Below are 24865 nucleotides of genomic sequence, written 5' to 3' on the forward strand. Positions count from 1 at the left end.
TGCTACGTGAAGATCTGCTTAGTAGATGAAACAGGCGCCGGGGACGGCGCCTTATCTGTTCTGGCGGCCCGCTGGGGGCTGGAACATGATGAAGACAACCTGATGGCGCTGGTGATGACGCCGGAACATCTGGAGCTGCGCAAGCTCGATGAGCCAAAGCTTGGCGGGATTTTTGTCGATTTTGTCGGCGGCGCGATGGCGCACCGGCGTAAGTTTGGCGGCGGTCGCGGTGAAGCGGTGGCCAAAGCGGTCGGCATTAAAGGCAGCTATCTGCCGGACGTGGTGGATGCCACGGCGGGGCTGGGGCGCGATGCCTTTGTGCTGGCGTCTGTCGGCTGTCGGGTGCGGATGCTGGAGCGTAATCCAGTTGTCGCCGCGCTGCTCGACGACGGGCTGACGCGGGGCTACGCGGACCCGGAAATCGGCCCGTGGTTACAGGAACGTTTGCAACTTATTCATGCCTCCAGCCTGACGGCGCTGACCGATATCACCCCGCGCCCGCAGGTGGTCTATCTCGACCCCATGTTCCCGCATAAGCAGAAAAGCGCGCTGGTGAAGAAAGAGATGCGGGTGTTTCAGTCTCTGGTGGGGCCAGATTTAGATGCCGATGGCCTGCTGGAGCCGGCTCGTCAGCTGGCGACGAAGCGGGTGGTGGTGAAGCGGCCGGACTATGCGCCGCCGCTGGCGGACGTTGCGACCACTAACGCGGTGACCACCAAAGGACACCGATTTGATATTTATTCGGGAACGCCAGAATAAAAAAGCCGGGTGGCGGCTTCGCCTTACCCGGCCTACATTCAGTGCCGCTTGTAGGCCCGGTAAGCGTTAGCGCCACCGGGCTTTTTTGCACTTACTCGTCTTCTTCGTCACGCAGTGGAACAATCAGCATATCCACGTGTACGGTGTTAATCAGCTGGCGCGCGGAAGACATCAGCTTGCTCCAGAAGTCCTGGTGATGACCGCATACCACCAGGTCCATATCGTATTTCTTAATCGCATCAACCAGCACCTGGCCCAGATCGCCGCTACCGCTTAAGGTTTCAGTGATTGGATAGCCCGCGTTGGTAGAAAGCTCGCTCAGCGCGTGGTGAGTCTCTTCGGAGATGCGTTTCTGCATATCGCCGAGATTCACGTCGATCAGACCGGTGTAGAGGTCGGAGTAATTCACATCAACGTGAATCAGCGAAACTTTCGCGTTGTAGGGACGTGCCATGGATACTGCTTTATCAACCAGCACTTTACTCTCCGGGGAGAGGTCTACCGCGATGAGAATGTGTTTGTAAGCCATAGTGTTACTCCTTCCTTAAGTTATCGATGACTAAATGGGAAAGCCGTCGTCTGATGCTTTCATTACGGCCCAGTTAAACATATTTTTCAAGCTTTGGTGTTGATAACGATTAACCTTGTGGCAAAAAAATTAACGGATCTCCTACACTATTTAATGAGCCGTTCGGATATTAAAACGCGAACCGGATCGACTTTTGGTCATTCTTTCACTGAACTGTCTGTCAGGGCATTGGGGTGCGGTAGCTCAGGAGCCTTGCTTCGTGGGCGGACGCCGGGGAGGATGTATGATTAGCACCGTCGCATTGTTTTGGGCGTTATGCGTGGTTTGCATAGTGAATATGGCGCGCTACTTCTCATCGTTACGTGCGCTGTTAGTGGTACTTCGTGGTTGCGATCCGTTGCTTTATCAGTATGTGGACGGTGGAGGGTTCTTCACCTCGCACGGACAGCCCAGCAAGCAGATGCGTCTGGTGGGGTATATCTACTACCAACGCTACCGCGATCACCACGATGAAGAGTTTATCCGTCGCTGCGAGCGCCTGCGTCGTCAGTTCATTTTGACCAGCGCCCTGTGTGGCCTGGTTGTGGTGAGTATGATTGCGCTGATGATTTGGCACTGAGCATAAAAAAAGCGGGCCAGTTTCCTGACCCGCTTTTTTGTCGCCTTCAGCCGATTAAATCAGCTTCAGCGAAATCCAGTACAGACCGCCAGACAGCAGGATGGACGCCGGGAGGGTGAACACCCAGGCCATCAGAATGTTGGTCACGGTTTTACGCTGCAAACCGCCGCCGTCAACAATCATGGTACCTGCCACGGACGAAGAGAGTACGTGGGTGGTGGAGACTGGCATACCGGTGTAGCTCGCCAGACCGATAGATACCGCTGCCGTCATCTGCGCGGACATACCCTGCGCATAGGTCATGCCTTTCTTACCGATCTTCTCACCGATGGTGGTCGCCACACGACGCCAGCCAATCATCGTACCGATACCCAGCGCCAGTGCGACCGCCATGATGATCCAGATTGGCGCGTACTCAATGGTGTTGAGCATATCGCCTTTCAGTTTCTTCAGCAGACGTTGGTCGTCAGCATTAACCTCTGGCAGCTTCGCGACTTTATCGGTCACGTCGGAGATACAGAGCATGATGCGACGCAGTTGACCACGCTGTTCAACAGCCAGTTTGTCATAGCTTTCGATATCGGCCAGCATGCCTTTCGCACGTTCCAGCGCGTTAATCGCGTTTGCCGGATGGCAATGGAACTCGCCCGGTGCCGTCGTTGCGCCTGACTCCGGAGAAGGAATCAGCTGGTCCACGCCGGTCGCTTTCTTCAGCAAATCAGGATGCTGCTGGAAGTAAGTCTCAACGTTGTTCACCGCATCACGGGTACGGGTGATTTCGTAACCGGAGGCGTTCATGTTAACCACGAAGCCCGCCGGTGCGACGCCAATCAGAACCAGCATCACCAGGCCGATACCTTTCTGACCATCGTTCGCGCCATGAGAGAAGGCGACGCCAATAGCGGAAATGATCAGCGCGATACGCGTCCAGAACGGCGGCTTTTTCTTGCCGTCTTTCTTCTCACGCTCTGCTGGCGTCAGATGGATACGCGCACGTTTTTTCGTGTTGCTCCAGTAGCGACGCAGGATGAAAATCAAGCCACCCGCCACCACCAGACCGACGATAGGGGAGATGATCAGAGAGCCGAAAATACCGAGAACTTTCGGGATATTCAGCGCATCAACGACGGAGGTCCCGGTCATCAGGGCATTGGTTAACCCGATACCGATAATCGCGCCGATGAGGGTGTGAGAGCTGGATGCCGGCAGGCCGAAATACCAGGTACCGAGGTTCCAGATAATCGCAGCAAGCAGCATTGAGAACACCATGGCCAGGCCATGACCGGAACTCACGTTAAGCAGCAGATCCGTTGGCAGCATATGCACAATGGCATACGCAACGCTCAGTCCGCCCAGGAGGACACCAAAAAAGTTAAATACCGCCGCCATCACGACCGCAAGCTGCGATCGCATTGCGCGAGTGTAGATAACCGTTGCTACTGCGTTTGCAGTGTCGTGGAAGCCGTTGATCGCTTCGTAAAACAGCACAAAAACCAGAGCAAGCAATAATAAAAGCCCGGTATGTAAATCCAGGCCGGCAAACAAATGTAGCATAGGACGTTACGCCATTTTGAGGACATGAACGCGGCGCATTATCCAGGACAAATGCGCAACGGGCAAAGTGAAATATAGACTTTTTTTGACATACCACCTGATTTGAGAAATGTGCCTGAAAGGATAATCTTTAAATATCAATGAAATGGCTTTGTAATATCTTTTTACGCTGGTGCGACCACTGAGGAAACTTTACAATCCGCGGCAGTTAACGAAGAGGATTTTGACGTGGAAAGGTTTGATGCCGTAGTAATTGGCGCCGGTGCGGCGGGTATGTTTTGTGCGGCGATGGCCGGACAAGCGGGTCGTCGCGTGCTGCTGCTGGATAACGGAAAAAAGCCTGGCCGCAAGATCCTGATGTCTGGCGGCGGGCGATGCAACTTTACTAATCTTTTTGTCGAGCCTGCGGCCTATTTGAGCCAGAACCGTCATTTTTGCAAATCTGCGCTGGCGCGCTACACCCAGTGGGATTTTATCGAGCTGGTGGGTAAACACGGTATCGCGTGGCATGAGAAGACGCTGGGGCAGCTGTTCTGCGACGACTCCGCGCAGCAAATTGTCGATATGCTGGTGGCCGAGTGCGAAAAAGGCGGCGTAGTTATGCGCCTGCGCACCGAAGTGCTGGACGTCGCCCGTGACGAGGAGGGCTACACGCTGCAACTCAACGGTGAAACCGTCAGCGCCGATAACCTGGTGATCGCCAGCGGCGGCCTCTCGATGCCGGGTCTGGGCGCCTCACCGTTCGGCTATAAAATCGCCGAGCAGTTTGGCCTGAAGGTACTGCCCACCCGCGCCGGGCTGGTACCGTTCACGCTGCATAAGCCCCTGCTGGAACAGCTTCAGACGCTCTCCGGCGTGTCTGTGCCGTCGGTCATTACGGCCGAAGACGGCACGGTGTTCCGCGAAAATCTGCTCTTTACCCATCGCGGACTCTCGGGCCCGGCGGTATTGCAGATCTCCAGCTACTGGCAGCCGGGGGAGTTTGTCTCCGTAAACCTGGTGCCGGACTGCGATCTGGACGCCTTCCTCAACGAGCAACGCGCCGCGCACCCGAATCAAAGCCTGAAAAATACCCTGGCGATGCAGCTGCCGAAGCGTCTCGTGGAGTGCTTGCAGGTGTTAGGGCAAATTCCGGATGTCGCGCTCAAGCAGCTCAACAGCCGCGAGCAGGAAACGCTGGTGGAGACGCTGACGAACTGGCGCGTACAGCCAAACGGCACCGAAGGTTACCGCACGGCGGAAGTGACGCTGGGCGGCGTGGATACAAACGAACTATCATCCCGCACGATGGAAGCCCGCAACGTGCCGGGTCTTTATTTCATTGGTGAAGTGATGGACGTGACCGGCTGGCTCGGCGGGTATAACTTCCAGTGGGCGTGGGCCAGTGCCTGGGCATGCGCGCAGGCACTCGCTGAAAAGAACGGTTAATATTTATTTTTTTAGCGTGCTGCGTCCTTATCGGGTCCACGCTTTTTATTGTGTGCATGGTGTTTTGTCTTCTTAAAAGGGTTGTCTATGTCTGCTGCTCATCTCGGTTTCCCGACGGAAACCGTTGTTGTCTTCGTGGTGATGGCCGTTGGGGCGATGTTTATCGACCTCTTCATGCACCGTCACGATAAACCGATCTCGCTGAAAAGCGCGGTCATGTGGTCCATCTTCTGGGTCATGATGGCGATGGCCTTCGCCGGATTCTTATACGTGCACCACGGCGCGGAGATGGCCAGTCTGTTCCTGACCGGCTATGCGCTGGAAGAGGTGCTCTCCGTCGACAACCTGTTTGTGATGATGGCGATCTTCGCCTGGTTCGGCGTGCCGGATAGATATCGTCACCGCGTGCTCTACTGGGGCGTGCTCGGGGCGATTGTGTTCCGTGGTATTTTTGTTGCCATTGGCACCAGCCTGCTGAGCCTGGGACCGTATGTTGAGGTCATTTTTGCGCTGGTCGTCGGCTGGACGGCGGTGATGATGCTGAAACGCAATGAAGAGAGCGATGAAGTAGAAGATTACTCCAACCATCTGGCGTACCGCCTGGTGAAACGCTTCTACCCGGTGTGGCCAAAAATCAGCAGCCATGCGTTTATCCTGACCCAGAAAGAGGTGGATGCCGAACTGGAGAAACCTGAAAACAAGGATGTGATGGTAGGCCGCGTGAAGAAGGCGAAGCGCTACGCGACGCCGCTGCTGCTCTGCGTCGCGGTGGTGGAGCTGTCCGACGTGATGTTCGCCTTCGATTCCGTACCCGCAATCATTGCCGTCAGCCGTGAGCCGCTGATCATCTACAGCGCAATGATGTTCGCGATCCTCGGCCTGCGTACCCTCTACTTCGTGCTGGAAGCGCTGAAGCAGTATCTGGTGCATCTGGAGAAAGCGGTAGTGTTACTGCTGTTCTTCGTGGCGTTCAAGCTGGGGCTGAATGCGACCGACCACTTCTGGCATCACGGTTATAACATCGGCGCCACGGCAAGCCTGTTTGTGGTGCTGGGGGTACTGGCGCTGGGGATTATTGCGAGCGTGATGTTCCCGGGAAAACGTGAGGCCTGATGTACCGCTTTTCTCCCTCTCCCTGTGGGAGAGGGCCGGGGTGAGGGCACCGGGCCGCACCTAACCCTTAATTGGTGAATTTCGGCGCTTGCTCGGATGATGAAAATGCCGCCAGTGCGGATCCTGCGCCGCCGCCAGCAACTCGTGGTCGCCACGCGTGTCGCCCCAGGCGCGCAGGTGATACGCGTTCAAATCCCCATACACCTTCTCCAGCCTCGCTACCTTCTGGGCACAACGGCAGTTGTGGCCGGTGATCCGCCCGGTCAGCTTGCCGTCTTTCACTTCCAGCTGCGTGCCAATCAGCTTAATGCCGAGCTTATCGGCCCACGGCTGCAATACCAGCGCCGGGGAAGCAGAGCAAATCGTCACTTCCGCACCGGAATTGACCTCGTTGGCGACGGCCAGCACACCTTCCGGGCGCATCAGCTTGTTCCAGTATTTTTCACAGAAGGCTTCCGCCTGCTGACGTAACCAGTGCTCATCCACCCCCGTCAGGAAGGTTTTGATCAACACCTCTTTCAGCTCATCTCGCGTCAGCTTGCGGCGCACACAGTGCAGCGTAGGCAGGGCCATGCGCACCAGTCGGCCAGCAAAGTAGCGCTTGCCAAAGGCAAAGCGCAGGAACGGGATAAAACTGTCGTGGTGCGTCAACGTACCATCAAAGTCAAAGACAGAGAGCACGCTGGACTTCGCCACGGCTTCGTCGGCAATCATATTGGTCATAAATACGTCTTAGCTGAAATACACATTCTGTTCACTAGTTTACCTGCTTTACCTTCACAGTCCTTATATCAGGTCGCATTTTTTCCTGAACCTGTGGCCTGACGGGTCAAACAATGTCATCCACCACGCCGCCGTCAACGCGCAGCGCCGCGCCGGAAGTCGCGGAGGCCTGCATGGAACAGACATATACCACCATATTTGCCACTTCTTCCACCGTGGCGGCGCGCTGGATCACCGAGCTGGGGCGATTCGCCATCACGAACTCTTTCGCCAGCTGTTCCAGCGATTTACCGGTTCTTTCGATCTCGTCTTTCATCATCGCGGCAAAACCGTCCGACATTGTCGGGCCCGGCAGCACGCTGTTCACCGTCACGCCACTGCCTGCCACGAACTTCGCCAGACCGCGCGCCAGCGAGAGCTGGGCGGTTTTTGTCACGCCATAGTGGATCATATCCGCAGGAATATTGCAGGCCGATTCTGACGAGATAAACACTACCCGACCCCAGCCCTTTTGTACCATGCCGGGCAGCAGGGCACGGGAGAGGCGCACGCCGGACATCACGTTGGTCTGCCAGTAGCGTTCCCAGGTCTCGTCGTCGGTGGAATAAAAATCCTGCTGGCCATAGATCCCGGCGTTATTCACCAGAATATCGACGTGCGAGGCGACCCTGAGCAGTTCGTCAACGCCCTCCTGCGAGCTTAGATCGGCTATGGCGGCACGGACCTGTACGCCCGGCACCACCTGCTGTAGCGCCTGAATGCCTTTGTTCACCGAGTCGACGCTGCGCCCGTTCACGATCACTTCCGCACCGCTCTCCGCCAGCCCGCGGGCGATGGCAAACCCAATACCGCCGGTGGACGCGGTCACCAGCGCTACTTTCCCCGTTAAATCAATTTTCATCATTCGCTCCTTGTCATCTTATGGTTCAAAACTTAAAGCGTAGCAGTTGACGATGACGGCTCCTGTTTAAAAAGGCGCAACAGCGTCTCAACCTGCTCGTCCAGCGGGCTGAGGGTGCGTTTGACGATGAGGTGCAGCGGCGTGGCGCGACGTACGCCGTGGCTGAGCGGCAGCGTTTTAAGGATGCCTTGCTGGAGCGGGGTCTGAATGCGTTCTTCCGGTAACCAGCCGTATCCAACCTGATACATCACCGCTTCGATCGCGGCATCGATGGTGGAGAAGGTCCACGACTCCCCGGTGGGGTGAGCGGTGGGCTGGCTGTCTGCGATCTGAATGCGCGGCCACGGTCGTAGCATCTCGTCGTTAAGCGGTGTATCCAGCGCAAACAGCGGGTGAGCGTGATGCGCGACGGCAACAAAATCGATATTCATCAGCCATTCCCCCAGGCCGGTAATGTCCTGGCGGCGGGTTAAGACCATCACGTCGGCTTCATCATTGAGCGCATCCGCGCGGCTGTTTTCCAGCACCTCGGTAAGCCGCACCTGCGTTTGCGGGTACAGCTGCTGAAACTGGCGCAAAATCGCGAACAGCCGGCTGCGCGGAAAAATACTGTCTACCATCAGGTCGATACGGGTTCGCATCCCGCTGCGCAGGGTCGCAGCGCGCGTTTCAACATAGGCGAAGGCTTTCAGCAGCGGTTTAACCTGATTCAGCAACAGCTCACCCGCCGGTGTCAGCACGGCACGCCGTCCCTCTGTCATCAGGAGCGCCACGCCCAGCCGCTCCTGCAACAGCGACAGGTTATAGCTGACCGAGGACTGGCTGCGGTGGGTCTCTTCCGCCGCCTTAGCGAAGCTGCCAGCCTCGATGACTCTCTCCAGCAAGGCCCACTGTTCGAGCGTCGTCTTGTGCATAATTAATCTAAATTTTGGATGAATTTGATTCAAACATAGCGTTATTTATTCATTTTTTGAAGGGGTACGATCGTCTCATCAAAACAAAGGAGACATCGTATGAGCACCTTCGATAAACATGATTTAAGCGGCTTCGTCGGCAAACATCTGGTATATACCTACGATAATGGCTGGAATTACGAAATTTACGTTAAAAACGAAAACACCCTGGACTACCGTATTCACAGCGGCCTGGTGGGCAACCGTTGGGTGAAAGATCAGCAGGCCTACATTGTTCGCGTTGGGGAGAGCATCTATAAAATTTCCTGGACGGAGCCAACCGGTACCGACGTGAGCCTGATCGTGAACCTGGAAGACAGCCTGTTCCACGGCACCATCTTCTTCCCGCGCTGGGTCATGAATAATCCGGAAAAAACCGTCTGCTTCCAGAACGATCACATTCCACTGATGAATAGCTACCGTGATGCCGGGCCAGCGTATCCAACCGAAGTGATTGATGAATTTGCCACCATCACCTTCGTGCGCGACTGCGGTGCGAATGACGACAGCGTTATTGCGTGCGCGGCCAGCGAGTTGCCAAAAAACTTTCCTGATAATTTAAAATAAGCGCGACAATTAACTAAAAAGAAAAGTTCCCGACTCATTTCATATTTATTGGAAATGGTCGGGGATTTTTTTATTTGTTGATGTTTGGTTTAGATAATTGACTTTAATACGGTGAGCGGAATCACATAATAAATAATTCATAATTACTTAACCTATTGTTTAATAATAAATTTATATCAATTCATTCCTCCTTTTTATCACCATCTTAATTTTTCCCTAAGAAATGAACGTTACCTTGAGATGAGTTTATGGTTCGTTGAAATAAACGCATCGGCATTTGGTTAATATCAAAAAGTTGCCATGCATAACTCAAGGAAATTAATAATGCGTGATTTTTTGCCTTTTTCCCGGCCCTCAATGGGCGCGGAGGAAATCGCCGCGGTACAGGAGGTATTAACCTCCGGCTGGATCACCACCGGGCCGAAAAATCAGATGCTTGAAGAGGCGTTCTGTACGCTGACGGGAAACCGTCATGCGATTGCCGTCTCCTCTGCCACGGCGGGGATGCACGTCACCCTGATGGCGATGGGGATTGGTCCCGGCGATGAGGTGATTACGCCCTCCCTGACCTGGGTATCGACGCTGAATATGATCGTGCTGCTGGGTGCCATACCGGTGATGATCGACGTCGACAGAGACACGCTGATGGTGACGCCTGAAGCGGTCGACGCCGCCGTTACGCCTCGCACCAAAGCCATTGTGCCGGTTCATTATGCGGGTGCGCCGTGCGATATTGACGCCATCCGCGCCGTCGGTGAACGTCACGGTATTCCTGTCATTGAAGACGCGGCCCATGCCGCCGGAACGTACTACCACAGCCGTCATGTGGGCTGGCGGGGCACCGCAATTTTCTCCTTCCATGCCATCAAAAACATGACCTGCGCCGAAGGTGGGCTGGTGGTGACGGATGACGAGCAGCTGGCGCAAAACATCCGTAGCCTGAAATTCCACGGTCTGGGCGTTGATGCCTATGACCGCCAAACCCATGGCCGCGCGCCGCAGGCCGAGGTCATCACCCCGGGTTTTAAATACAACCTCGCGGATATCAACGCCGCGCTGGCGCTGGTGCAGCTCGGCAAGCTGGGCGAAGCCAACAGGCGCCGTCGCGACATTGCCGACCGCTACCTGCTTGAACTCTCGGATACCCCTTTCCAGCCGCTGTGCATTCCGTCCTGGCCGCATCTGCACGCCTGGCACCTGTTTATCATTCGCGTGGATGAGGCCCGGTGCGGCCTCTCGCGTGATGCCCTGATGGCCGCGCTGAAGGAGCAGGGCATCGGTACGGGCCTGCATTTCCGTGCGGCACATACGCAAAAATACTACCGCGAGCGTTTCCCTGATGTGTCGCTTCCGAACTCTGAATGGAACAGCGCGCGTATTTGTTCTCTCCCTCTTTTCCCGGACATGACCCATGACGACACAACCCGCGTCATTACCGCGCTCCATCAGCTTGCAGGACATTGATATGTTCAGTGCGCCGCCTGTACAAAAAGTTTCCGTGGTGATCCCGGTCTATAACGAGCAGGAGAGCCTGCCGGAACTGATCCGCCGCACGACTGCCGCCTGCGAGACGCTCGGCAAAGCTTATGAAATTCTGCTGGTGGACGACGGCAGCAGCGACAATTCCGCGCGGATGCTGACTGACACCGCGCAGGCGGAGGGCAGCCACATTGTTGCCGTACTGCTCAACCGTAACTACGGCCAGCACTCGGCAATTATGGCCGGGTTCAGCCACGTTACGGGAGATCTGGTGATTACCCTGGATGCTGATCTGCAAAACCCGCCGGAAGAGATCCCGCGTCTGGTCGCCAAAGCCGACGAAGGCTACGACGTGGTCGGCACCGTGCGGCAAAACCGCCAGGACAGCCTGTTCCGTAAGCTGGCGTCTCGCACCATCAACCGTCTGATCCAGCGCACCACCGGTAAAGCGATGGGCGACTACGGCTGCATGCTGCGCGCCTATCGCCGCCACATCGTCGACGCCATGCTGCACTGCCATGAGCGCAGCACCTTCATTCCGATTCTGGCGAACACCTTTGCCCGTAAAGCGACGGAGATCCCGGTGCTGCACGCCGAGCGCGAGCACGGGGAGTCAAAATACAGCTTTATGCGTCTGATCAACCTGATGTACGACCTGATCACCTGCCTGACCACCACGCCGCTGCGCCTGCTGAGCGTGTTCGGCAGCGTTATCGCGCTGGCCGGGTTTGCGCTTTCCGTTCTGCTGGTCGTTCTGCGGCTGGTCTTTGGTCCCCAGTGGGCGGCGGAAGGGGTCTTTATGCTGTTTGCCGTGCTGTTCACGTTCATTGGCGCCCAGTTCATCGGTATGGGTCTGCTGGGTGAGTACATTGGCCGTATTTACAACGATGTTCGCGCGCGTCCGCGCTATTTTATTCAACGTGTTGTCCGTCAGGAGCACCTGGCATCTCAAGAGGAAAACCACCCATGAAAACCGTCGTCTTTGCCTATCACGATATGGGTTGCACGGGCACGCAAGCCTTGCTGGACGCAGGCTTCGACATTACCGCCATCTTCACCCATCCGGATGTTGCCGGGGAAAACCACTTCTTCGGCTCGGTGGCGCGTATTGCGGCTGAACACGGTATTCCGGTTTACGCCCCGGACGATGTGAACCATCCGCTGTGGGTGGATCGTATTCAGAAGCTTGCGCCGGACGTGATTTTCTCTTTCTACTACCGCAATCTGCTTTGCGACGACATCCTGAGCGTGGCGACAAAAGGCGCATTTAACCTGCACGGCTCGCTGCTGCCTGCCTACCGTGGCCGTGCGCCGCTGAACTGGGCGCTGGTTAACGGTGAAACGGAAACCGGCGTAACGCTGCACAAAATGGTACGCCGTGCCGATGCGGGCGGTATCGTGGCACAGCTGAAAGTGGGCATTGGCGCTGATGAAACGGCGCTGGAGCTGCACCACAAGCTCTGCATCGCCGCGCAAAGCCTGCTTCGCGACGCGCTGCCGACGATCCGTCAGGGGACTTTTACCGAAACCGCGCAGGACGAAAGCAAGGCAAGCAGTTTTGGTCGCCGCACGCCGGAGGACGGGCGACTGGACTGGGCGAAACCGGCGCGTCAGCTGCATAACCTGGTGCGCGCCGTGACCGACCCGTGGCCGGGCGCGTACAGCTTCGCCGGGGTCAGTAAATTTATCGTCTGGAAATCCCGCGTGCGTGAGGACATTCCGGCGGCAAAACCGGGCACCGTCATCTCCGTCTCTCCGCTGATTGTGAGCTGCGGCGAGCAGGCGCTGGAGATCGTCACCGGACAAACGGATAACGGGCTGTACGTGCAGGGGGCGCAGCTGGCGCAGTCTCTTGGGCTGGTGGCGGGGGCGCTGATCACCAGCGCGCCGGTGGTGGCGATCAAACGCCGCACGCGCGTCTTAATCCTCGGCGTGAACGGGTTTATCGGTAACCATCTGACCGAACGGCTGCTGGAAGACGACAATTACGAGATCTACGGTCTCGATATCGGATCCGATGCGATCGGTCGATTCCTCACTAATCCCCGTTTCCACTTCGTTGAAGGGGACATCAGCATCCATTCCGAATGGATCGAGTACCACATCAAAAAATGTGACGTGGTGCTGCCGCTGGTGGCGATTGCCACCCCGATTGAATACACCCGTAACCCGCTGCGCGTGTTCGAACTCGATTTCGAAGAGAACCTGAAGATTATCCGCGACTGCGTGAAATACGATAAGCGCATCATCTTCCCGTCGACGTCGGAAGTGTACGGCATGTGTACCGACAATAACTTCGATGAAGACACCTCCAGTCTGGTGGTCGGGCCGATTAACAAGCAGCGCTGGATCTACTCCGTCTCCAAACAGCTGCTGGACCGCGTGATCTGGGCATACGGTGAGAAAGAGGGGCTACGCTTTACCCTGTTCCGCCCGTTTAACTGGATGGGGCCGCGCCTGGACAACCTGAACGCCGCGCGTATCGGCAGCTCCCGCGCTATCACCCAGCTGATCCTCAACCTGGTGGAAGGTTCGCCCATTAAGCTGATTGAAGGTGGCAAACAGAAACGTTGCTTCACCGATATCAGCGACGGTATTGAAGCGCTGTTCCGCATCATCGAAAACAAAGACGGCCGCTGTAACGGAGAGATCATCAACATCGGTAACCCGGACAACGAAGCGAGCATCCGCGAGCTGGCGGAAATGCTGCTGGCAAGCTTTGAACGTCACCCGCTGCGCAGCCAGTTCCCGCCGTTTGCCGGTTTCCGCGAAGTGGAGAGCAGCAGCTACTACGGCAAGGGTTATCAGGACGTTGAGCACCGCAAGCCGAGCATCCGCAATGCGAAGCGCTGCCTGAACTGGACACCGACGGTGAAGATGGAGCAGACCATTGATGAAACGCTCGACTTCTTCCTGCGCACCGTGGAGCTGTCGGAACAGGCATCATGAAAAAGGTCGGTTTACGCATTGACGTCGACACCTTTCGCGGCACGCGTGAGGGTGTGCCGCGGCTGCTGGAACTGCTGAGCAAGCACGACGTGCGTGCCAGCATTTTCTTCAGCGTCGGGCCAGACAACATGGGGCGTCATCTGTGGCGTCTGGTTAAACCGGCCTTTCTGTTCAAAATGCTGCGCTCGCGCGCGGCATCGCTCTACGGCTGGGATATCCTGCTGGCCGGAACCGCATGGCCCGGCAGGCGCATCGGCGCGGAAAATGAAGCGATCATCTGCAAGGCCGCGCAGCATCATGAAGTGGGGCTGCACGCCTGGGATCACCATGCCTGGCAGGCCTGGGCGGGCGTGTGGGATATCCCCCGCCTGGCGCGTGAGGTTGAGCGCGGCGTGCTGGAGCTGGAAGCCCTTACCGGCCAGCCTGTGCGCTGTTCCGCCGTGGCGGGATGGCGGGCCGACCAGCGCGTGGTGAAGGCCAAAGAGCGCTTTGCCTTTCGCTACAACAGCGATTGCCGGGGCACCGGACCGTTTTTACCGCTGCTGGGGGAAAACCGAACCGGCACGGTGCAGATTCCGGTCACTCTTCCGACGTGGGATGAAGTGGTCGGGCGCGAGGTGAGTGCCGACAGGTTTAACCGTTACATTCTGGATGCGATGCACCGCGATGCCGGTACGCCGGTTTATACCATCCATGCCGAAGTGGAAGGCATTGCGTATCAGCAGGATTTTGACGCGTTGCTTGCGCTGGCGGCGCAGGAGGGCATTCAGTTCTGCCCGTTAAGCCAGCTGTTGCCGGAGGATCCTGGCACGCTGCCCCTGGGAAAAATCGTCCGTCGTGAAATGGCTGGCCGGGAAGGCTGGCTTGGCTATCAACAAACCGTGAGCCCGGCACTATGAAAACAGCCCGCTATGGCCTGACGCTTCTCGCCCTGTTTGTCGTTTACTACCTCCTTCCGGTCAACCTTCGCCTGTTATGGCAGCCAGATGAGACGCGCTATGCGGAAATCAGCCGCGAAATGCTGGCCTCCGGCGATTGGGTGGTCCCGCATTTCCTCGGGCTGCGTTACTTTGAAAAACCCATTGCCGGTTACTGGGTGAACAGCATCGGGCAATGGCTATTTGGACACACCAATTTTGCCGTTCGTGCGGGGGCGATATTCTGCACCGGGCTGACGGCGCTGCTGGTGATCTGGCTGGCCTGGCGTCTCTGGCAGGATAAGCGGGTGGCGATCTTCTCCGGCCTGATCTTCTTAACCCTGTTCCTGGTCTATGGCATCGGCACCTACGCCGTGCTGGATCCCATTATCACCCTCTGGCTGGTGGCGGCTATGTGCAGCTTCTGGCTGGCTTCGCAGGCGAAAACGATAGCCGGAAAAGCGGGGGGCTACATTCTGCTGGGGCTGGCCTGCGGCATGGGCGTCATGACCAAAGGCTTCCTGGCGCTGGCGGTACCGGTGATTGGCGTGCTGCCGTGGGTGATTGCGCAACGACGCTGGAAGGAGGTGCTGGTTTTCGGCTGGCTGGCGATCCTCAGCTGCGTACTTATCGTCCTCCCCTGGGGGCTGGCAATTGCTCAGCGTGAACCCGATTTCTGGCGTTACTTCTTCTGGGTGGAGCATATCCAGCGCTTTGCCCGGAGCGATGCCCAGCATAAAGCGCCGTTCTGGTACTATCTGCCGTTCCTCATCGCGGGAAGTCTGCCGTGGCTGGCGATGCTGCCGGGCTCGCTGCGCCTGGGATGGCGAGACAGAGAAAACGAGAGGGCGGGGCTTTATCTGCTGGGCTGGATAGTGATGCCGCTGCTGTTCTTCAGCATCGCCAAAGGCAAGCTGCCGACCTATATCCTGCCGTGCTTTGCGCCGCTGGCGATCCTGATGGCGCGCTACGTCTGCACCGTCGCCGAAAAAGCGTTACGTATTAACGGTGGGATCAACATCGTGTTTGGTGTGCTTGGTGTGGTGGCAGCGCTGGTGGTATCCCCGTGGGGGCTTGCCAAACATCCGGTCTGGACACCGGTCGAATTGTACAAAGTCTTCTGTGCCGTGGTGGCGTTTCTGGTCTGGGCCTCGGTGGGCTGGTTTACCCTTAAAAATCCGCAGCGCTGGTGGCTGGCGGCGCTTTGCCCTGCCGGGCTGGCCCTGCTGGTGGGTTTTGCGATCCCGGACCGGGTAGTGGATTCCAAACAGCCGCAGTCGCTGGTGGATTCCGTTCGCGAGCCATTGCAGATGAGTAAATTCGTCCTGGCGAACAACGTTGGTATAGCCTCCGGGCTGGCGTGGGAGCTTCAGCGTAATGACATCATTTTGTATGGGCAGAGCGGTGAGCTGAAATACGGCCTGGATTATCCGGACGCTAAGGGGCGTTTTGTGAGCAAAGATGATATCGCGCACTGGCTTGAAGCGCATCGTCAGCAGGGACCGGTGTCGCTGGTGATCCTGCTGTCGAAAAACGACGACCTGGCCCGCGCCGGGCTGCCAAAACCGGACAACCTGACGATTCAGGGGCGTCTGGCTTACCTGCAATATCTGCCGCAGTGATGGCCTGGATCTGGCTGGTGCTGGCAAGCCTGTTGAGCTGCGCAGGTCAACTGTGCCAGAAACAGGCGACCCGGGCAGGCGGCGGTCAGCAGGTCGCCCTGTGGCTTGGGCTGGCCCTGCTGATGCTGGGTGGCGGGATGGTTGCCTGGCTGGTGGTATTGCAGCATCTGCCCGTCGGGGTGGCGTACCCCATGCTGAGCCTTAACTTTGTCTGGGTAACGCTGGCGGCAAAAATCGTCTGGCATGAGCCTGTCCCGCTACGTCACTGGCTGGGCGTCGGGTTGATTATCGTCGGGGTTATTTTGCTGGGAGGAAGCCTGTGAACGGTGCGTGTTGGGCGTTATGCAGCGTAGTGTTAGTCAGCGTGGCGCAGCTGCTGCTGCGTCATGCGATGGTAACGCTGCCCCCGATGGGCGACGCTTTCTGGGCAGCCCTCTGGCATATAGCCCCCGGTACGGGCGCGCTGATGCTGGGGCTGACAGGCTATTGCGCCTCAATGGGCTGCTGGTATCTGGCATTGCATCGTATGGCGCTCAGCAAAGCGTATGCCTTGCTGAGCCTCAGTTACATCCTGGTGTGGAGTGCTGCAATTTTACTGCCCGGCTGGGGAGAACACTTTTCCTGGCGCGGGCTGGCGGGCGTCGGCTTGATTATACTCGGCGTGCTGGTCATTTTTATGCCGCAGAAATACCGGAGTAAGTAACCGCTTCCGCCGTTAAGGTGAAAGGCGTAGGGGTACAGACCGCCAGGCTCAGCGAGCCGAAGCGTAGCTGACTGACCGGGAGGGTCTGGGCGGTGCTGTCAATACTGACAATCTGCCACGCGCTGCCGCCACGCTGTTTGACGATCGCCTCTTTGCGCGTCCAGATGCGCCAGAATGCGGAAAGCTGCTCTTCCGGCGCTTCACGTTCCAGCTCGTCATGTTCGGTGAGGCTGAAAACGGCATTCGCCAGCGCCTGCCAGTTTTCCCGCGGGCGGATCACTTCGATATCGCAGCCCACTTCACCTTCATCGCTCATCAGCAGGGCAATGTCGTCCCCGCTGTGGCTCAGGTTAAACCACAGAGGATGGCCGTTAGCGAAGGCCGGTTTTCCCTGCTCGCCGTAAATTATCTCGGGAAGCGGTGAGGGGGATAAGGTTCTGGCGAGCAGCGTCCGGCCTGCAAGCCAGGAAGCGTGTCGTGCACCCTGAGGTGCCATGTCTGCGAGCGTTGACGCCAGCGGGTCCGCGCTAAGGGTGGAGATCTTTCCCAGTACAAACTGGTACATAGTTACGCCCAGCGTTTAATGATTATCGAGGTATTGATGCCGCCAAAGGCAAAGTTATTGCTCTGAATAAATTCGCAATCAATCGGGCGGGTTTCCCCCATAATATAATCTAAAGCGCCGCATTGCTCATCCGGTTGTCTTAAATTGAGCGTTGGCGTGAACCAGCCCTCCCGCATCATGTGCAGACTCAGCAAGGCTTCCAGCGCGCCGCAGGCACCCAGGGTATGGCCGAAATAACTCTTTAAGGAAGAGATGGGCACGCTGTCGTCGAAAATGGCGGCGGTCGCCTGACTTTCGGCGATATCCCCGCGATCGGTTGCCGTGCCGTGGGCAGAAATGTAGCCAATCTCCTGAGGGCCAAGGCCCGCCATCGCCAGCGACTGCGCCATACACACCTGCATGGTTTCACGCTGGGGCTGGGTGATGTGCGCCGCATCGCAGTTGGTGGCAAAGCCCACGATCTCGCCATAGATTGTCGCCCCGCGCGCTCTGGCGTGATCCAGCTCTTCCAGCACCAGCGTGCCCGCCCCTTCGCCAATCACCAGGCCATCGCGCTGAACGTCAAACGGCGACGGCGTGGTTTTTGGCGCGTCGTTACGCTGGCTTGTGGCAAACAGGGTATCGAAAACCGCCGCTTCCGACGGGCACAGCTCTTCCGCGCCGCCTGCCACCATCACCGTCTGGTAGCCGTGACGAATCGCTTCCCAGGCGTAGCCAATCGCCTGGCTGCCAGAGGTACAGGCGCTCGAGGTGGGGATCACCCGTCCGCGCAGGCCAAAGAACAGCCCGGTATTCACCGCCGTGGTGTGCGGCATCATCTGCACGTAGGTGGTGCCGGTGATGTTGTGGGTGTGCTTTTCGGTGAGCATAGAGGCAAACTCGCTGACCGGCCCGGTGCTGCCGGTCGACGAGCCGTAGGCGATGCCGGTCTGACCGTTGGTCAGCACCGCGTCGTCGATCAGTCCCGCCTGCTCCAGCGCCAGCTCGGTGGCGCGGGTAGAGAGCAGCGACACCCGGCCCATGGCGCGAATGCGCTTACGGGTATAGTGAGCGGGGAGAGTGAAATCTTCAATCGGCGCGGCGAGCAGGGTTTGCAGGCCGTCATACGCCTGCCACTCCGTCATGGTACGCACCGCATTTTCATACTCGCGCAGACGGCGCGAGATGGTCGGCCAGTCCTCGCCGAACGCGGTGACGCCGCCCATGCCCGTAATCACTACCCGGCGGGTCATAGCATGCCTCCGTTAATCGAAATCACCTGACGCGTCACATAGCCTGCTTTATCCGACATCAGGTAACTCGCCAGCCCGGCGACCTCCTCGGCCTGGCCCATACGCTGCATCGGGATCATCGACATCGCCGCGTGCAGTGCGGCTTCGTCCATCTCGATCATGCCGGTATCGATCAGCCCCGGCGCGATGCAGTTGACGGTGATTTTGCGTTTTGCCAGCTCGGTGGCGAGCGCTTTGGTGGCGCCGATGATCCCGGCTTTCGCCGCGCTGTAGTTCACCTGCCCACGGTTGCCCATAATGCCTGACACCGACGACAGGGTGATGATCCGCCCGCCCTTGCGGGTGCCGATCATCGGCATAATGCAGGGATGAATGACGTTATAAAAACTGTCGAGGTTGGTGTGGATCACGCTGTCCCAGTCATCGTCGCTGAGCGCCGGAAAAGCACCGTCGCGGGTAATACCGGCGTTACTGACCACGCCATACCACGCGCCGTGGTCAGCGATCTCCTGTTCCAGCACCGTGCGGCACTGCTCGCGGTTGCCCACGTCGAAGGTGAGTAAACGGCCCGCGCCGCCTGCCTGGACAATCGCTTCCAGCGTCTCCTGCGCGCCCGCTTCATCACGATGGTAATGCACGCCGACGGTGAAACCGTCCGCCGCAAGCTGAAGGGCGATAGCGCGGCCAATGCCTTTGCTGGCGCCGGTGACCAGTACGGATCTCATGATGGTGTTCCCTGGTTGAAAAGTGTGGTTAATTCATCCTCGCTCGGCTGGAAGGTGTTCACGCGGCCCGTGGCGAGGGAGACATTATCCGCATGAATGGCGCACTCGAAGCTGCCAAAGCGTTCATCCTGCATCAGACGTTCGATGGTGATGGTCAGCGTGCAGCCTGCGGCAAAATGCCCTGCGTCGCACACCAGCTCGCGCGCGCCCAGCACCATGCCCAGCGCACAGTGCGGCAGCCCTTTTTGCATCCGGTGCCATTCAGACCAGACGCCCACGGTCTGGGCCATCAGCTCCAGCGCAAACCAGCCAGGCAGGTTGCCGTCCGCGTCCAGGAACGGAGCCAGAACGCCCCGATCGTTCACCGTCACGCTGCAAACGGCGCGGTCATCGGTGACGTTTTCCACGCTCTCAAGCAGCAGCATCGGCGTGTCGTGAGGAAGATAATCCCCGGGAGGTAAGTAGCGCATCATACCCTCCCCAGCAGAAGGCTGGCGTTGTTGCCGCCAAACGCGAAGGAGTTTGACAGGATCGCCGGTTTATTCAGCGGTGCGCTCTGGTGCAGCAGGCCGAAGGCGGGCAGGGTGTCGTCTGGTGCGTAGCGGGAAAAATCCTGCGGCGGCAGCGGCAGGTCTCGGGTCAGGATCAGCCAGCTCAGGGCGGCCTCGGTGATCCCCGCTGCGCCCAGCGTGTGGCCGGTAAGATGTTTCGTGGAGCTGCACGGCACGCGGTCGCCAAAGAGATCGTGGATCACCTGCGCCTCAATGCGATCGTTCAGCGGCGTGGCGGTGCCGTGCAGGTTGATATAACCGACGTCCGCCGCCGTCATGCCCGCCTCGTTCAGCGCCTGGTTGATGGCGCGGATCGCCCCTTCGCCCTGCGGATGCGGGGCGGAAATATGGTACGCATCGCTGGATTCCCCCGCGCCCAGGAGCGTAACCTCGCCCGGCTCGCGGGTCAGCACCATCAGTGCCGCCGCTTCGCCAATGGTGATCCCCCGACGGTGGCGGCCAAACGGTTCGCACAGGGTCGGGGAGAAGGACTCCAGGCTGTTGAAGCCGTTGACCGGCATGCGGCTCAGGCTGTCGGCCCCGCCGACGATGGCGACGTCCACCAGCCCGGCGTCAATCAGGCGCCGACCGCTGATGATCGCCCGCGCGCTGGAGGAGCAGGCGGTTGAGATGGTATACGCCGGGCCGTCCAGCGCAAGCCAGCGGGCGAGAAAGCGCGACGGATCGCCCAGCTCCTGCTGCGGATATTGCCACTGCGGGCTGCTCTCGCCGTTCTGCGCGCGGCGCACGTACTCATCACCCTCGTCCAGCCCGGAGGTGCTGGTGCCCAGAACAACCGCCACGCGGTCGCGCCCCACGCGCGCAATGGCCGCATCGACGGCGGGCCGGATTTGCGCCAGCGCCGCCAGCAGCAGCTGGTTGTTGCGGCTGCGATGCGCAGAAAAAGACTCGGGGACAGGGGGAAGTTCACCCTCCACGCCCCCCAGCACGGCCTCGGGTAAACCCTGTAGCCAGCCCGCACGCTGGCGCATCCCGGGGGCCACACCAGCGATCAGGTTCGCCGCTATTTCATCAGCCGAGTTGCCGAGCGCGTTGACCATGCCAACGGCAGAAAGGTAAATCATCTCAGTCACCCAGATATTGAATGGTGATGTGGTAGTGAAAAGCGTGCTGCACAATGCTAATCGGTTCGCGCCTGCCGTTACGGTTCAGGTAGACAATTTCCGTGACCAGCTTGCCCTCGGGGTTGCGCAGTTCGCGTCTGGTGTCAGTATCGTTCAGCGTCCAGCCTTTCGGCAACTGCGGCTGCCAGGCGCTGAGCGGCCAGTGGCTCAGCATCACGTCGGCCAGCACCTGGCTGGCGGGCGGCAGCTGCGGCATCACAACCGACTGCTCGGTGTGGATCCCGGTGTTGTCGTAGGTGGCGAGGAACAGGCGGATCCCGACGGAGGAGAGGCCGGCAAGCGCCACTTTATTTCCATCGGCGTTCAGCATCACCAGCAGCGACTGGGTCTGGCCTTTAAAACTGCCGGTAAGCAACTGCTGCGCGCGGATGGCAGGCGTGATGCCCGGCGGGGGCAGCGTGACGCGGGTGCCGGGCTGGAGCCAGGCCTGAGGGCGCGCGTCATCGCGGTTCGTCGTATGGCTACACCCCGCCAGCAACAGGGCCATCATCACTGCCGCCAGGCGAATGAAACGGGTCATGGTAAGTTCTCTTTGTTAGACGGCATCGCCAGCGGGGCGAGCAGGAACGCGGTGAAGATACCGCTCACCAGCACAATGCCAAAGCTGCTGATGGCCTGAGTGGTGCTGAACACCAGCATCCCCAGCGTCAGCAGGGTAGTCATCATGGCGAGGGTAATCGCCAGCATGGAGGTCAGCGGCGTGCCGCGCGGGTTGCTGAAAAACAGCGTGTAGTTAATGCCAATGCCGAGGACCAGCACCAGCGCCAGCAGGGAAAACAGGTTCACCGGATGGCCCGTCATGGCCAGCGCCGCCAGCCCGCCGCCCAGCGACAGCACGGACGGCACCAGCGCCACCAGCCCTTTTCGCCAGCCGAGGCGTAGCATCGCGCCGCAGGCAATCACCGCCAGCGCCACGCCCAGCAGCCCCGTCAGCAGCGAGCGGTAGAGCGCAAACAGGCTGTCGAAGCTGGCCTTACGGTCAACCCAGACGACCCCGGGATGGCGGGCGGCCAGTTCGCCGAGCGCGGCGCTGTTTCTGACGCCATCGACCGGGACCAGCACACCGCTTTTGCCGTCCGGCAGCGTCAGCCACAGCAAACGCCAGCCCTCGCTGGCCGGGCTGGCGAGCCACGCTTCCACGCTGACAGGCATGGCGTTCAGGTTCGGTTCACTGGTCTTCAGCCCCGTGCTTTGCAGCATTTTCATCACCGTCGGCGCGGCGTTACGCAGAAGATGCAGATCGCTGTTCTGCCGCGCCAGCGAGTTCAGCGGCAGGGTGCGCCAGCGGGTTAATTCACCGGCTTTTTGCGCCTGCGCCAGCGCCGGGGTAAACGCCTCCAGCCGCTCCAGCGTTTCCTGAGCCGACGCGCCGTACACCACGAACCACTTCTGATCGACATTTTGCCCGGTCAGGGCGGTGATGGTTTTTTCCTGCGCCAGAATGTCCTGCGGCAGCGCCTGAAGCCGGGCGATATCGTCATCCACCCGCAGGCTGGCGATCCCGATGGCGGAGAGCAGCGCCAGCGCTACCGGCAGCCCGACAGAGAGGGGTTTACTGTCGCGCCAGGCGTTCAGCCAGCGCTGCATCATCCCTCTCAGGGGGACCGGGCGGACCGGCATGCCCCGACATAACCACGGATGCCAGAACATTACCGTCAGGCACGAGGCGCTCAACCCTGCGGCGGCGAACACCGCCATCTGACGAATGCCGGGGAAGGGGGCCAGCATCATGAAGAGATACGCCACGACGGTGGTCAGCAGCGCCAGCAGCAGCGCGTTACGTACTTTCGCCAGGCTTTGCCAGGGCGAGTGTTCCGCGCCGTGCACCATCCGCTCCGTGAGGTAGTAAATCGTATAGTCCGCCGAGATGCCGATGATGCTCATGCTCATCACCAGCGTCATCAGGTGCAGTTCACCGAACAGCAGCAGCGTCACGACCGTCCCCGCCAGCGCGCCGATGGCAATGGAGAGCAGGCTCAGCAGCAGCGGACGCACGGAGCGAAACACCGACACAATCAGCAGGATCACCCCGAGCACCGTGGCGACGCCAAGCGTGGAAATATCGTTTTTAGCCTGTTGGCTGGCGTAATCGCTGTAGAACACCGTCCCGCGCGAGAGCAGCTGCGCCTGTGGATACTGGCTTTTCAGCGTCTGCTGCAACGCGTTAAGGGTGGTCACCAGCTGGTGGGTTTGCTGCATATCAAACGATGAGCCCGCCAGCTCGCCGTGCAGCAGATACCAGTAGTTCCCGGCCGCATCTTTTGTCACCAGCCAGCCGTCCATCAGCTGCATCTTTTGGCTGTTTTTCGCCAGCGCGAGCTGCGCGCCGCGCATCAGCATCAGCGGATCGTTTTGCAGCTCCTTGCCGCTCACGCCGGAAAAGGCGGAGTAGAGCTGGGACAGGATCCACTGGGCCTGTGCTTGACCGCCGTTTTGCAGGCGGGCGCGGGTGGCCGGATCGACCAGGCCATTGCGGTGTTGCCAGAAGAAATCTCCCCAGGCCTGTTGCCCGGCGGCGTCCAGCGGACCTTTTACGACACTCAGCGCCTGGCTGCGTTGCAGCAGGGTTAACCACTGCTGCGCCACGCGCGGGTCCGGCTGTTTGCCGGGGCTGACCAGCCAGATGAGCTGGCGGTCGAGGCGCTGCATAAATCCGTCGTTGAGAGCGGGAGGGATCGCGCCGAGCGTCTGTTTCGGCAGCATGGCGAGCACGCTGCTGTTCAGCCGCGCGCCGGGCAGCAGCGACAGCAGCACGCCCAGCAGGATCAGGCATACCGCGGCCCACAGCAGCGCCGGGCGCAGGGCGTTACGGTGCGGCAAAGCGCTGGCGTTCTGCATCGGTCAGGCGGGCGGGCGTCAGTTGGTGGCGGGAGAGGGCGATATCCGTCGTGTCGCCCTGCTTATCGTTCAGGCGAATGGATTCCAGATAGATCGCGCCCTTCAAATCAAGGGTGGAGAAAATCTTGTCCAGCGGCGTGGTGACGGGCGTCAGCACCAGCGACCAGCGGCCTTCGCCCAGGTCTTTGAAATCGACGCGGAAGTTCTCTTCCAGCACCTTGCGGTCGGCCTGGAACAGCGCCCGCAGCAGATGGTTGAACTGGAACATCTGCGGGTTAGTGTCGGCGGTAATGGTCTGCGGCGACTGACCGTTGACGATCTGCACCATCCGTTTGTCATCCAGCAGCAGCGTCATCGGGAACGGCGCTTTTTGATCCCACAGCAGGCCATTGTCACGGGCGATCAGCATCTCCCCCTGCGAGCGCAGGGGCTGAGGCATGTCCTTGATCGTGCGGGTCTGTTCGAAGTGTGCGCGTACCACTGGTTGCTCCGCAAACCGCTGTTGCAGTTCATCCAGCGTGATCGCGTTCACCAGCGGGCTTACCAGCAGCGCGAGTAGCGTTATCCATTTCATGGCGCGATCCCCATGCGTTCGAACAGAATGGCCGGGCTGACAAAGCACATCTCCCGGCTTGCTTCTTCCACCGCCACTTGAATGGTGTAGCCGGTGGTGGTGCGTTTCCCGGTTTGCGCGTCGAAGATTTGATAGGCGATGCGCAGACGGTTTTCAACCTCTTCAATGTGGGCGCGGACGCGAATGCGCTGCTCGAAGGTCACCGCGTCGCGGTATTTCACCCGGGTATCCACCACCGGCCAGACGTAGCCGGACGCTTTCATCTGGCGATAGCCGTAATCAAACTGGTTGAGCAGCGCTTCGCGGGCAATCTCAAAGTAGCGGAAGTAGTTGCCGTGCCACACCACGCCCATCATATCGACATCGTGGAACGGAACGGTGATTTCAACTTCAGCCGTAAAGCGGGGATCGGTCAGCAC

Annotated in this window: 26 protein-coding genes; 12 read left to right on the top strand and 14 right to left on the bottom strand. The window is 59.0% G+C overall.

Translation table 11 applies throughout. The features are described 5' to 3' along the window. Positions 1 to 6 precede the first annotated feature (6 nt). The gene (gene rsmJ, locus SK58_RS03230) at positions 7 to 759 is read left to right on the top strand and encodes a 16S rRNA (guanine(1516)-N(2))-methyltransferase RsmJ (protein ID WP_017693818.1); all 753 of its coding nucleotides are present in this window, start codon (positions 7 to 9) and stop codon (positions 757 to 759) included. Positions 760 to 850: 91 nt separating this feature from the next. Here rsmJ and uspA read toward each other — a convergent pair whose 3' ends face one another. Beyond that, entirely contained in the window at positions 851 to 1288 is a 438-nt protein-coding gene (gene uspA / locus SK58_RS03235; protein ID WP_003861223.1) for a universal stress protein UspA, read from the bottom strand. A gap of 283 nt (positions 1289 to 1571) precedes the next feature. Between uspA and uspB the strand changes: the two genes are divergently transcribed. Continuing rightward, positions 1572 to 1907, top strand: a complete 336-nt coding sequence (gene uspB, locus SK58_RS03240; RefSeq protein ID WP_003861224.1) for a universal stress protein UspB — start codon at positions 1572 to 1574, stop codon at positions 1905 to 1907. A gap of 54 nt (positions 1908 to 1961) precedes the next feature. Here uspB and pitA read toward each other — a convergent pair whose 3' ends face one another. Then, on the bottom strand, positions 1962 to 3461 hold the full coding sequence (gene pitA / locus SK58_RS03245; protein WP_003861225.1) for an inorganic phosphate transporter PitA: 1500 nt from the start codon (positions 3459 to 3461) through the stop codon (positions 1962 to 1964). A gap of 228 nt (positions 3462 to 3689) precedes the next feature. On the opposite strand from pitA, the gene SK58_RS03250 reads away from it, so the two are divergent. Together SK58_RS03250 and SK58_RS03255 are read left to right on the top strand one after the other, a co-directional pair. After that, entirely contained in the window at positions 3690 to 4889 is a 1200-nt protein-coding gene (locus tag SK58_RS03250; protein WP_048219364.1) for a BaiN/RdsA family NAD(P)/FAD-dependent oxidoreductase, read from the top strand. A gap of 87 nt (positions 4890 to 4976) precedes the next feature. Next, the gene (locus SK58_RS03255) at positions 4977 to 6002 is read left to right on the top strand and encodes a TerC/Alx family metal homeostasis membrane protein (RefSeq protein ID WP_015571505.1); all 1026 of its coding nucleotides are present in this window, start codon (positions 4977 to 4979) and stop codon (positions 6000 to 6002) included. A 60-nt stretch (positions 6003 to 6062) separates the two neighbouring features. Here SK58_RS03255 and SK58_RS03260 read toward each other — a convergent pair whose 3' ends face one another. The 3 genes from SK58_RS03260 to SK58_RS03270 all read right to left on the bottom strand — a co-directional run bounded on the left by SK58_RS03260 (position 6063) and on the right by SK58_RS03270 (position 8540). Continuing rightward, the gene (locus SK58_RS03260; protein WP_003861228.1) at positions 6063 to 6725 is read right to left on the bottom strand and encodes an HAD family hydrolase; all 663 of its coding nucleotides are present in this window, start codon (positions 6723 to 6725) and stop codon (positions 6063 to 6065) included. Positions 6726 to 6831: 106 nt separating this feature from the next. Then, a complete protein-coding gene (locus SK58_RS03265; protein WP_017384097.1) occupies positions 6832 to 7626 on the bottom strand; it encodes an SDR family NAD(P)-dependent oxidoreductase in 795 nt (264 codons plus the stop codon). A 32-nt stretch (positions 7627 to 7658) separates the two neighbouring features. Continuing rightward, complete coding sequence (locus SK58_RS03270) at positions 7659 to 8540, bottom strand: LysR family transcriptional regulator (RefSeq protein ID WP_017384098.1); 882 nt, start codon at positions 8538 to 8540, stop codon at positions 7659 to 7661. Between the two features lie 99 nt (positions 8541 to 8639). On the opposite strand from SK58_RS03270, the gene SK58_RS03275 reads away from it, so the two are divergent. The 8 genes from SK58_RS03275 (at position 8640) to arnF (ending at position 16816) form a co-directional block, all read left to right on the top strand. After that, positions 8640 to 9146: a phenolic acid decarboxylase gene (locus SK58_RS03275; RefSeq protein ID WP_048219367.1), complete on the top strand. Its 507-nt coding sequence runs from the start codon at positions 8640 to 8642 to the stop codon at positions 9144 to 9146. Between the two features lie 324 nt (positions 9147 to 9470). After that, the gene (gene arnB / locus SK58_RS03280; RefSeq protein ID WP_048219369.1) at positions 9471 to 10610 is read left to right on the top strand and encodes a UDP-4-amino-4-deoxy-L-arabinose aminotransferase; all 1140 of its coding nucleotides are present in this window, start codon (positions 9471 to 9473) and stop codon (positions 10608 to 10610) included. A gap of 1 nt (position 10611) precedes the next feature. After that, positions 10612 to 11595 (top strand): undecaprenyl-phosphate 4-deoxy-4-formamido-L-arabinose transferase, encoded by a 984-nt coding sequence (gene arnC, locus SK58_RS03285; protein WP_045348748.1) that lies wholly within the window; start codon positions 10612 to 10614, stop codon positions 11593 to 11595. Then, complete coding sequence (arnA, locus tag SK58_RS03290; protein WP_015571500.1) at positions 11592 to 13574, top strand: bifunctional UDP-4-amino-4-deoxy-L-arabinose formyltransferase/UDP-glucuronic acid oxidase ArnA; 1983 nt, start codon at positions 11592 to 11594, stop codon at positions 13572 to 13574. Before arnC ends, arnA begins: the two co-directional genes overlap by 4 nt. Then, positions 13571 to 14473 carry a 4-deoxy-4-formamido-L-arabinose-phosphoundecaprenol deformylase gene (gene arnD / locus SK58_RS03295; RefSeq protein ID WP_045328548.1) on the top strand — a complete coding sequence of 301 codons (903 nt, stop codon included), beginning with the start codon at positions 13571 to 13573 and terminating at the stop codon, positions 14471 to 14473. Before arnA ends, arnD begins: the two co-directional genes overlap by 4 nt. Continuing rightward, positions 14470 to 16113, top strand: a complete 1644-nt coding sequence (arnT, locus tag SK58_RS03300) for a lipid IV(A) 4-amino-4-deoxy-L-arabinosyltransferase (RefSeq protein WP_048219372.1) — start codon at positions 14470 to 14472, stop codon at positions 16111 to 16113. Before arnD ends, arnT begins: the two co-directional genes overlap by 4 nt. Further along, positions 16113 to 16436: a 4-amino-4-deoxy-L-arabinose-phosphoundecaprenol flippase subunit ArnE gene (gene arnE / locus SK58_RS03305; protein ID WP_015571497.1), complete on the top strand. Its 324-nt coding sequence runs from the start codon at positions 16113 to 16115 to the stop codon at positions 16434 to 16436. Before arnT ends, arnE begins: the two co-directional genes overlap by 1 nt. Then, positions 16433 to 16816: a 4-amino-4-deoxy-L-arabinose-phosphoundecaprenol flippase subunit ArnF gene (gene arnF, locus SK58_RS03310; RefSeq protein WP_045344692.1), complete on the top strand. Its 384-nt coding sequence runs from the start codon at positions 16433 to 16435 to the stop codon at positions 16814 to 16816. Before arnE ends, arnF begins: the two co-directional genes overlap by 4 nt. On the opposite strand, the gene acpT is transcribed toward arnF, so the two are convergent. The 9 genes from acpT to SK58_RS03355 are packed head-to-tail and all read right to left on the bottom strand — an operon-like array spanning position 16788 to position 24865. Further along, positions 16788 to 17381, bottom strand: coding sequence for a 4'-phosphopantetheinyl transferase AcpT (gene acpT, locus SK58_RS03315; RefSeq protein ID WP_015571496.1), 594 nt, complete (start codon positions 17379 to 17381; stop codon positions 16788 to 16790). The genes arnF and acpT overlap by 29 nt on opposite strands. Before the next feature lie 2 nt (positions 17382 to 17383). After that, the gene (locus tag SK58_RS03320; protein ID WP_048219374.1) at positions 17384 to 18613 is read right to left on the bottom strand and encodes a beta-ketoacyl-ACP synthase; all 1230 of its coding nucleotides are present in this window, start codon (positions 18611 to 18613) and stop codon (positions 17384 to 17386) included. Beyond that, positions 18610 to 19341, bottom strand: coding sequence for a 3-ketoacyl-ACP reductase FabG2 (locus SK58_RS03325; protein ID WP_026094333.1), 732 nt, complete (start codon positions 19339 to 19341; stop codon positions 18610 to 18612). The genes SK58_RS03320 and SK58_RS03325 overlap by 4 nt, the downstream gene beginning before the upstream one ends. After that, complete coding sequence (locus SK58_RS03330; RefSeq protein ID WP_094314641.1) at positions 19335 to 19811, bottom strand: hotdog family protein; 477 nt, start codon at positions 19809 to 19811, stop codon at positions 19335 to 19337. Before SK58_RS03330 ends, SK58_RS03325 begins: the two co-directional genes overlap by 7 nt. Then, positions 19808 to 20974 carry a beta-ketoacyl-[acyl-carrier-protein] synthase family protein gene (locus tag SK58_RS03335; protein WP_048219376.1) on the bottom strand — a complete coding sequence of 389 codons (1167 nt, stop codon included), beginning with the start codon at positions 20972 to 20974 and terminating at the stop codon, positions 19808 to 19810. Before SK58_RS03335 ends, SK58_RS03330 begins: the two co-directional genes overlap by 4 nt. A 1-nt stretch (position 20975) precedes the next feature. Beyond that, a complete protein-coding gene (locus tag SK58_RS03340) occupies positions 20976 to 21554 on the bottom strand; it encodes a DUF3261 domain-containing protein (RefSeq protein WP_032655423.1) in 579 nt (192 codons plus the stop codon). After that, complete coding sequence (locus SK58_RS03345) at positions 21551 to 23872, bottom strand: MMPL family transporter (RefSeq protein ID WP_023304571.1); 2322 nt, start codon at positions 23870 to 23872, stop codon at positions 21551 to 21553. The genes SK58_RS03340 and SK58_RS03345 overlap by 4 nt, the downstream gene beginning before the upstream one ends. Continuing rightward, entirely contained in the window at positions 23841 to 24446 is a 606-nt protein-coding gene (locus SK58_RS03350) for an outer membrane lipoprotein carrier protein LolA (RefSeq protein WP_015571489.1), read from the bottom strand. The genes SK58_RS03345 and SK58_RS03350 overlap by 32 nt, the downstream gene beginning before the upstream one ends. Further along, positions 24443 to 24865 (bottom strand): acyl-CoA thioesterase, encoded by a 423-nt coding sequence (locus tag SK58_RS03355; RefSeq protein ID WP_006812302.1) that lies wholly within the window; start codon positions 24863 to 24865, stop codon positions 24443 to 24445. The genes SK58_RS03350 and SK58_RS03355 overlap by 4 nt, the downstream gene beginning before the upstream one ends.

The organism is Enterobacter sp. BIDMC93, from assembly GCF_001037805.1.
Lineage (GTDB): Bacteria > Pseudomonadota > Gammaproteobacteria > Enterobacterales > Enterobacteriaceae > Enterobacter > Enterobacter hormaechei_C.

Coding starts and splice junctions, on each gene's coding strand:
- uspA (WP_003861223.1), bottom strand. CDS start 1,288: ATGGCTTACAAACACATTCTCATCGCGGTAGACCTCTCCCCGGAGAGT.
- uspB (WP_003861224.1), top strand. CDS start 1,572: ATGATTAGCACCGTCGCATTGTTTTGGGCGTTATGCGTGGTTTGCATA.
- pitA (WP_003861225.1), bottom strand. CDS start 3,461: ATGCTACATTTGTTTGCCGGCCTGGATTTACATACCGGGCTTTTATTA.
- SK58_RS03255 (WP_015571505.1), top strand. CDS start 4,977: ATGTCTGCTGCTCATCTCGGTTTCCCGACGGAAACCGTTGTTGTCTTC.
- SK58_RS03260 (WP_003861228.1), bottom strand. CDS start 6,725: ATGACCAATATGATTGCCGACGAAGCCGTGGCGAAGTCCAGCGTGCTC.
- SK58_RS03265 (WP_017384097.1), bottom strand. CDS start 7,626: ATGAAAATTGATTTAACGGGGAAAGTAGCGCTGGTGACCGCGTCCACC.
- SK58_RS03270 (WP_017384098.1), bottom strand. CDS start 8,540: ATGCACAAGACGACGCTCGAACAGTGGGCCTTGCTGGAGAGAGTCATC.
- SK58_RS03275 (WP_048219367.1), top strand. CDS start 8,640: ATGAGCACCTTCGATAAACATGATTTAAGCGGCTTCGTCGGCAAACAT.
- arnB (WP_048219369.1), top strand. CDS start 9,471: ATGCGTGATTTTTTGCCTTTTTCCCGGCCCTCAATGGGCGCGGAGGAA.
- arnC (WP_045348748.1), top strand. CDS start 10,612: ATGTTCAGTGCGCCGCCTGTACAAAAAGTTTCCGTGGTGATCCCGGTC.
- arnA (WP_015571500.1), top strand. CDS start 11,592: ATGAAAACCGTCGTCTTTGCCTATCACGATATGGGTTGCACGGGCACG.
- arnD (WP_045328548.1), top strand. CDS start 13,571: ATGAAAAAGGTCGGTTTACGCATTGACGTCGACACCTTTCGCGGCACG.
- arnT (WP_048219372.1), top strand. CDS start 14,470: ATGAAAACAGCCCGCTATGGCCTGACGCTTCTCGCCCTGTTTGTCGTT.
- arnE (WP_015571497.1), top strand. CDS start 16,113: ATGGCCTGGATCTGGCTGGTGCTGGCAAGCCTGTTGAGCTGCGCAGGT.
- acpT (WP_015571496.1), bottom strand. CDS start 17,381: ATGTACCAGTTTGTACTGGGAAAGATCTCCACCCTTAGCGCGGACCCG.
- SK58_RS03320 (WP_048219374.1), bottom strand. CDS start 18,613: ATGACCCGCCGGGTAGTGATTACGGGCATGGGCGGCGTCACCGCGTTC.
- SK58_RS03330 (WP_094314641.1), bottom strand. CDS start 19,811: ATGATGCGCTACTTACCTCCCGGGGATTATCTTCCTCACGACACGCCG.
- SK58_RS03335 (WP_048219376.1), bottom strand. CDS start 20,974: ATGATTTACCTTTCTGCCGTTGGCATGGTCAACGCGCTCGGCAACTCG.
- SK58_RS03340 (WP_032655423.1), bottom strand. CDS start 21,554: ATGACCCGTTTCATTCGCCTGGCGGCAGTGATGATGGCCCTGTTGCTG.
- SK58_RS03345 (WP_023304571.1), bottom strand. CDS start 23,872: ATGCAGAACGCCAGCGCTTTGCCGCACCGTAACGCCCTGCGCCCGGCG.
- SK58_RS03350 (WP_015571489.1), bottom strand. CDS start 24,446: ATGAAATGGATAACGCTACTCGCGCTGCTGGTAAGCCCGCTGGTGAAC.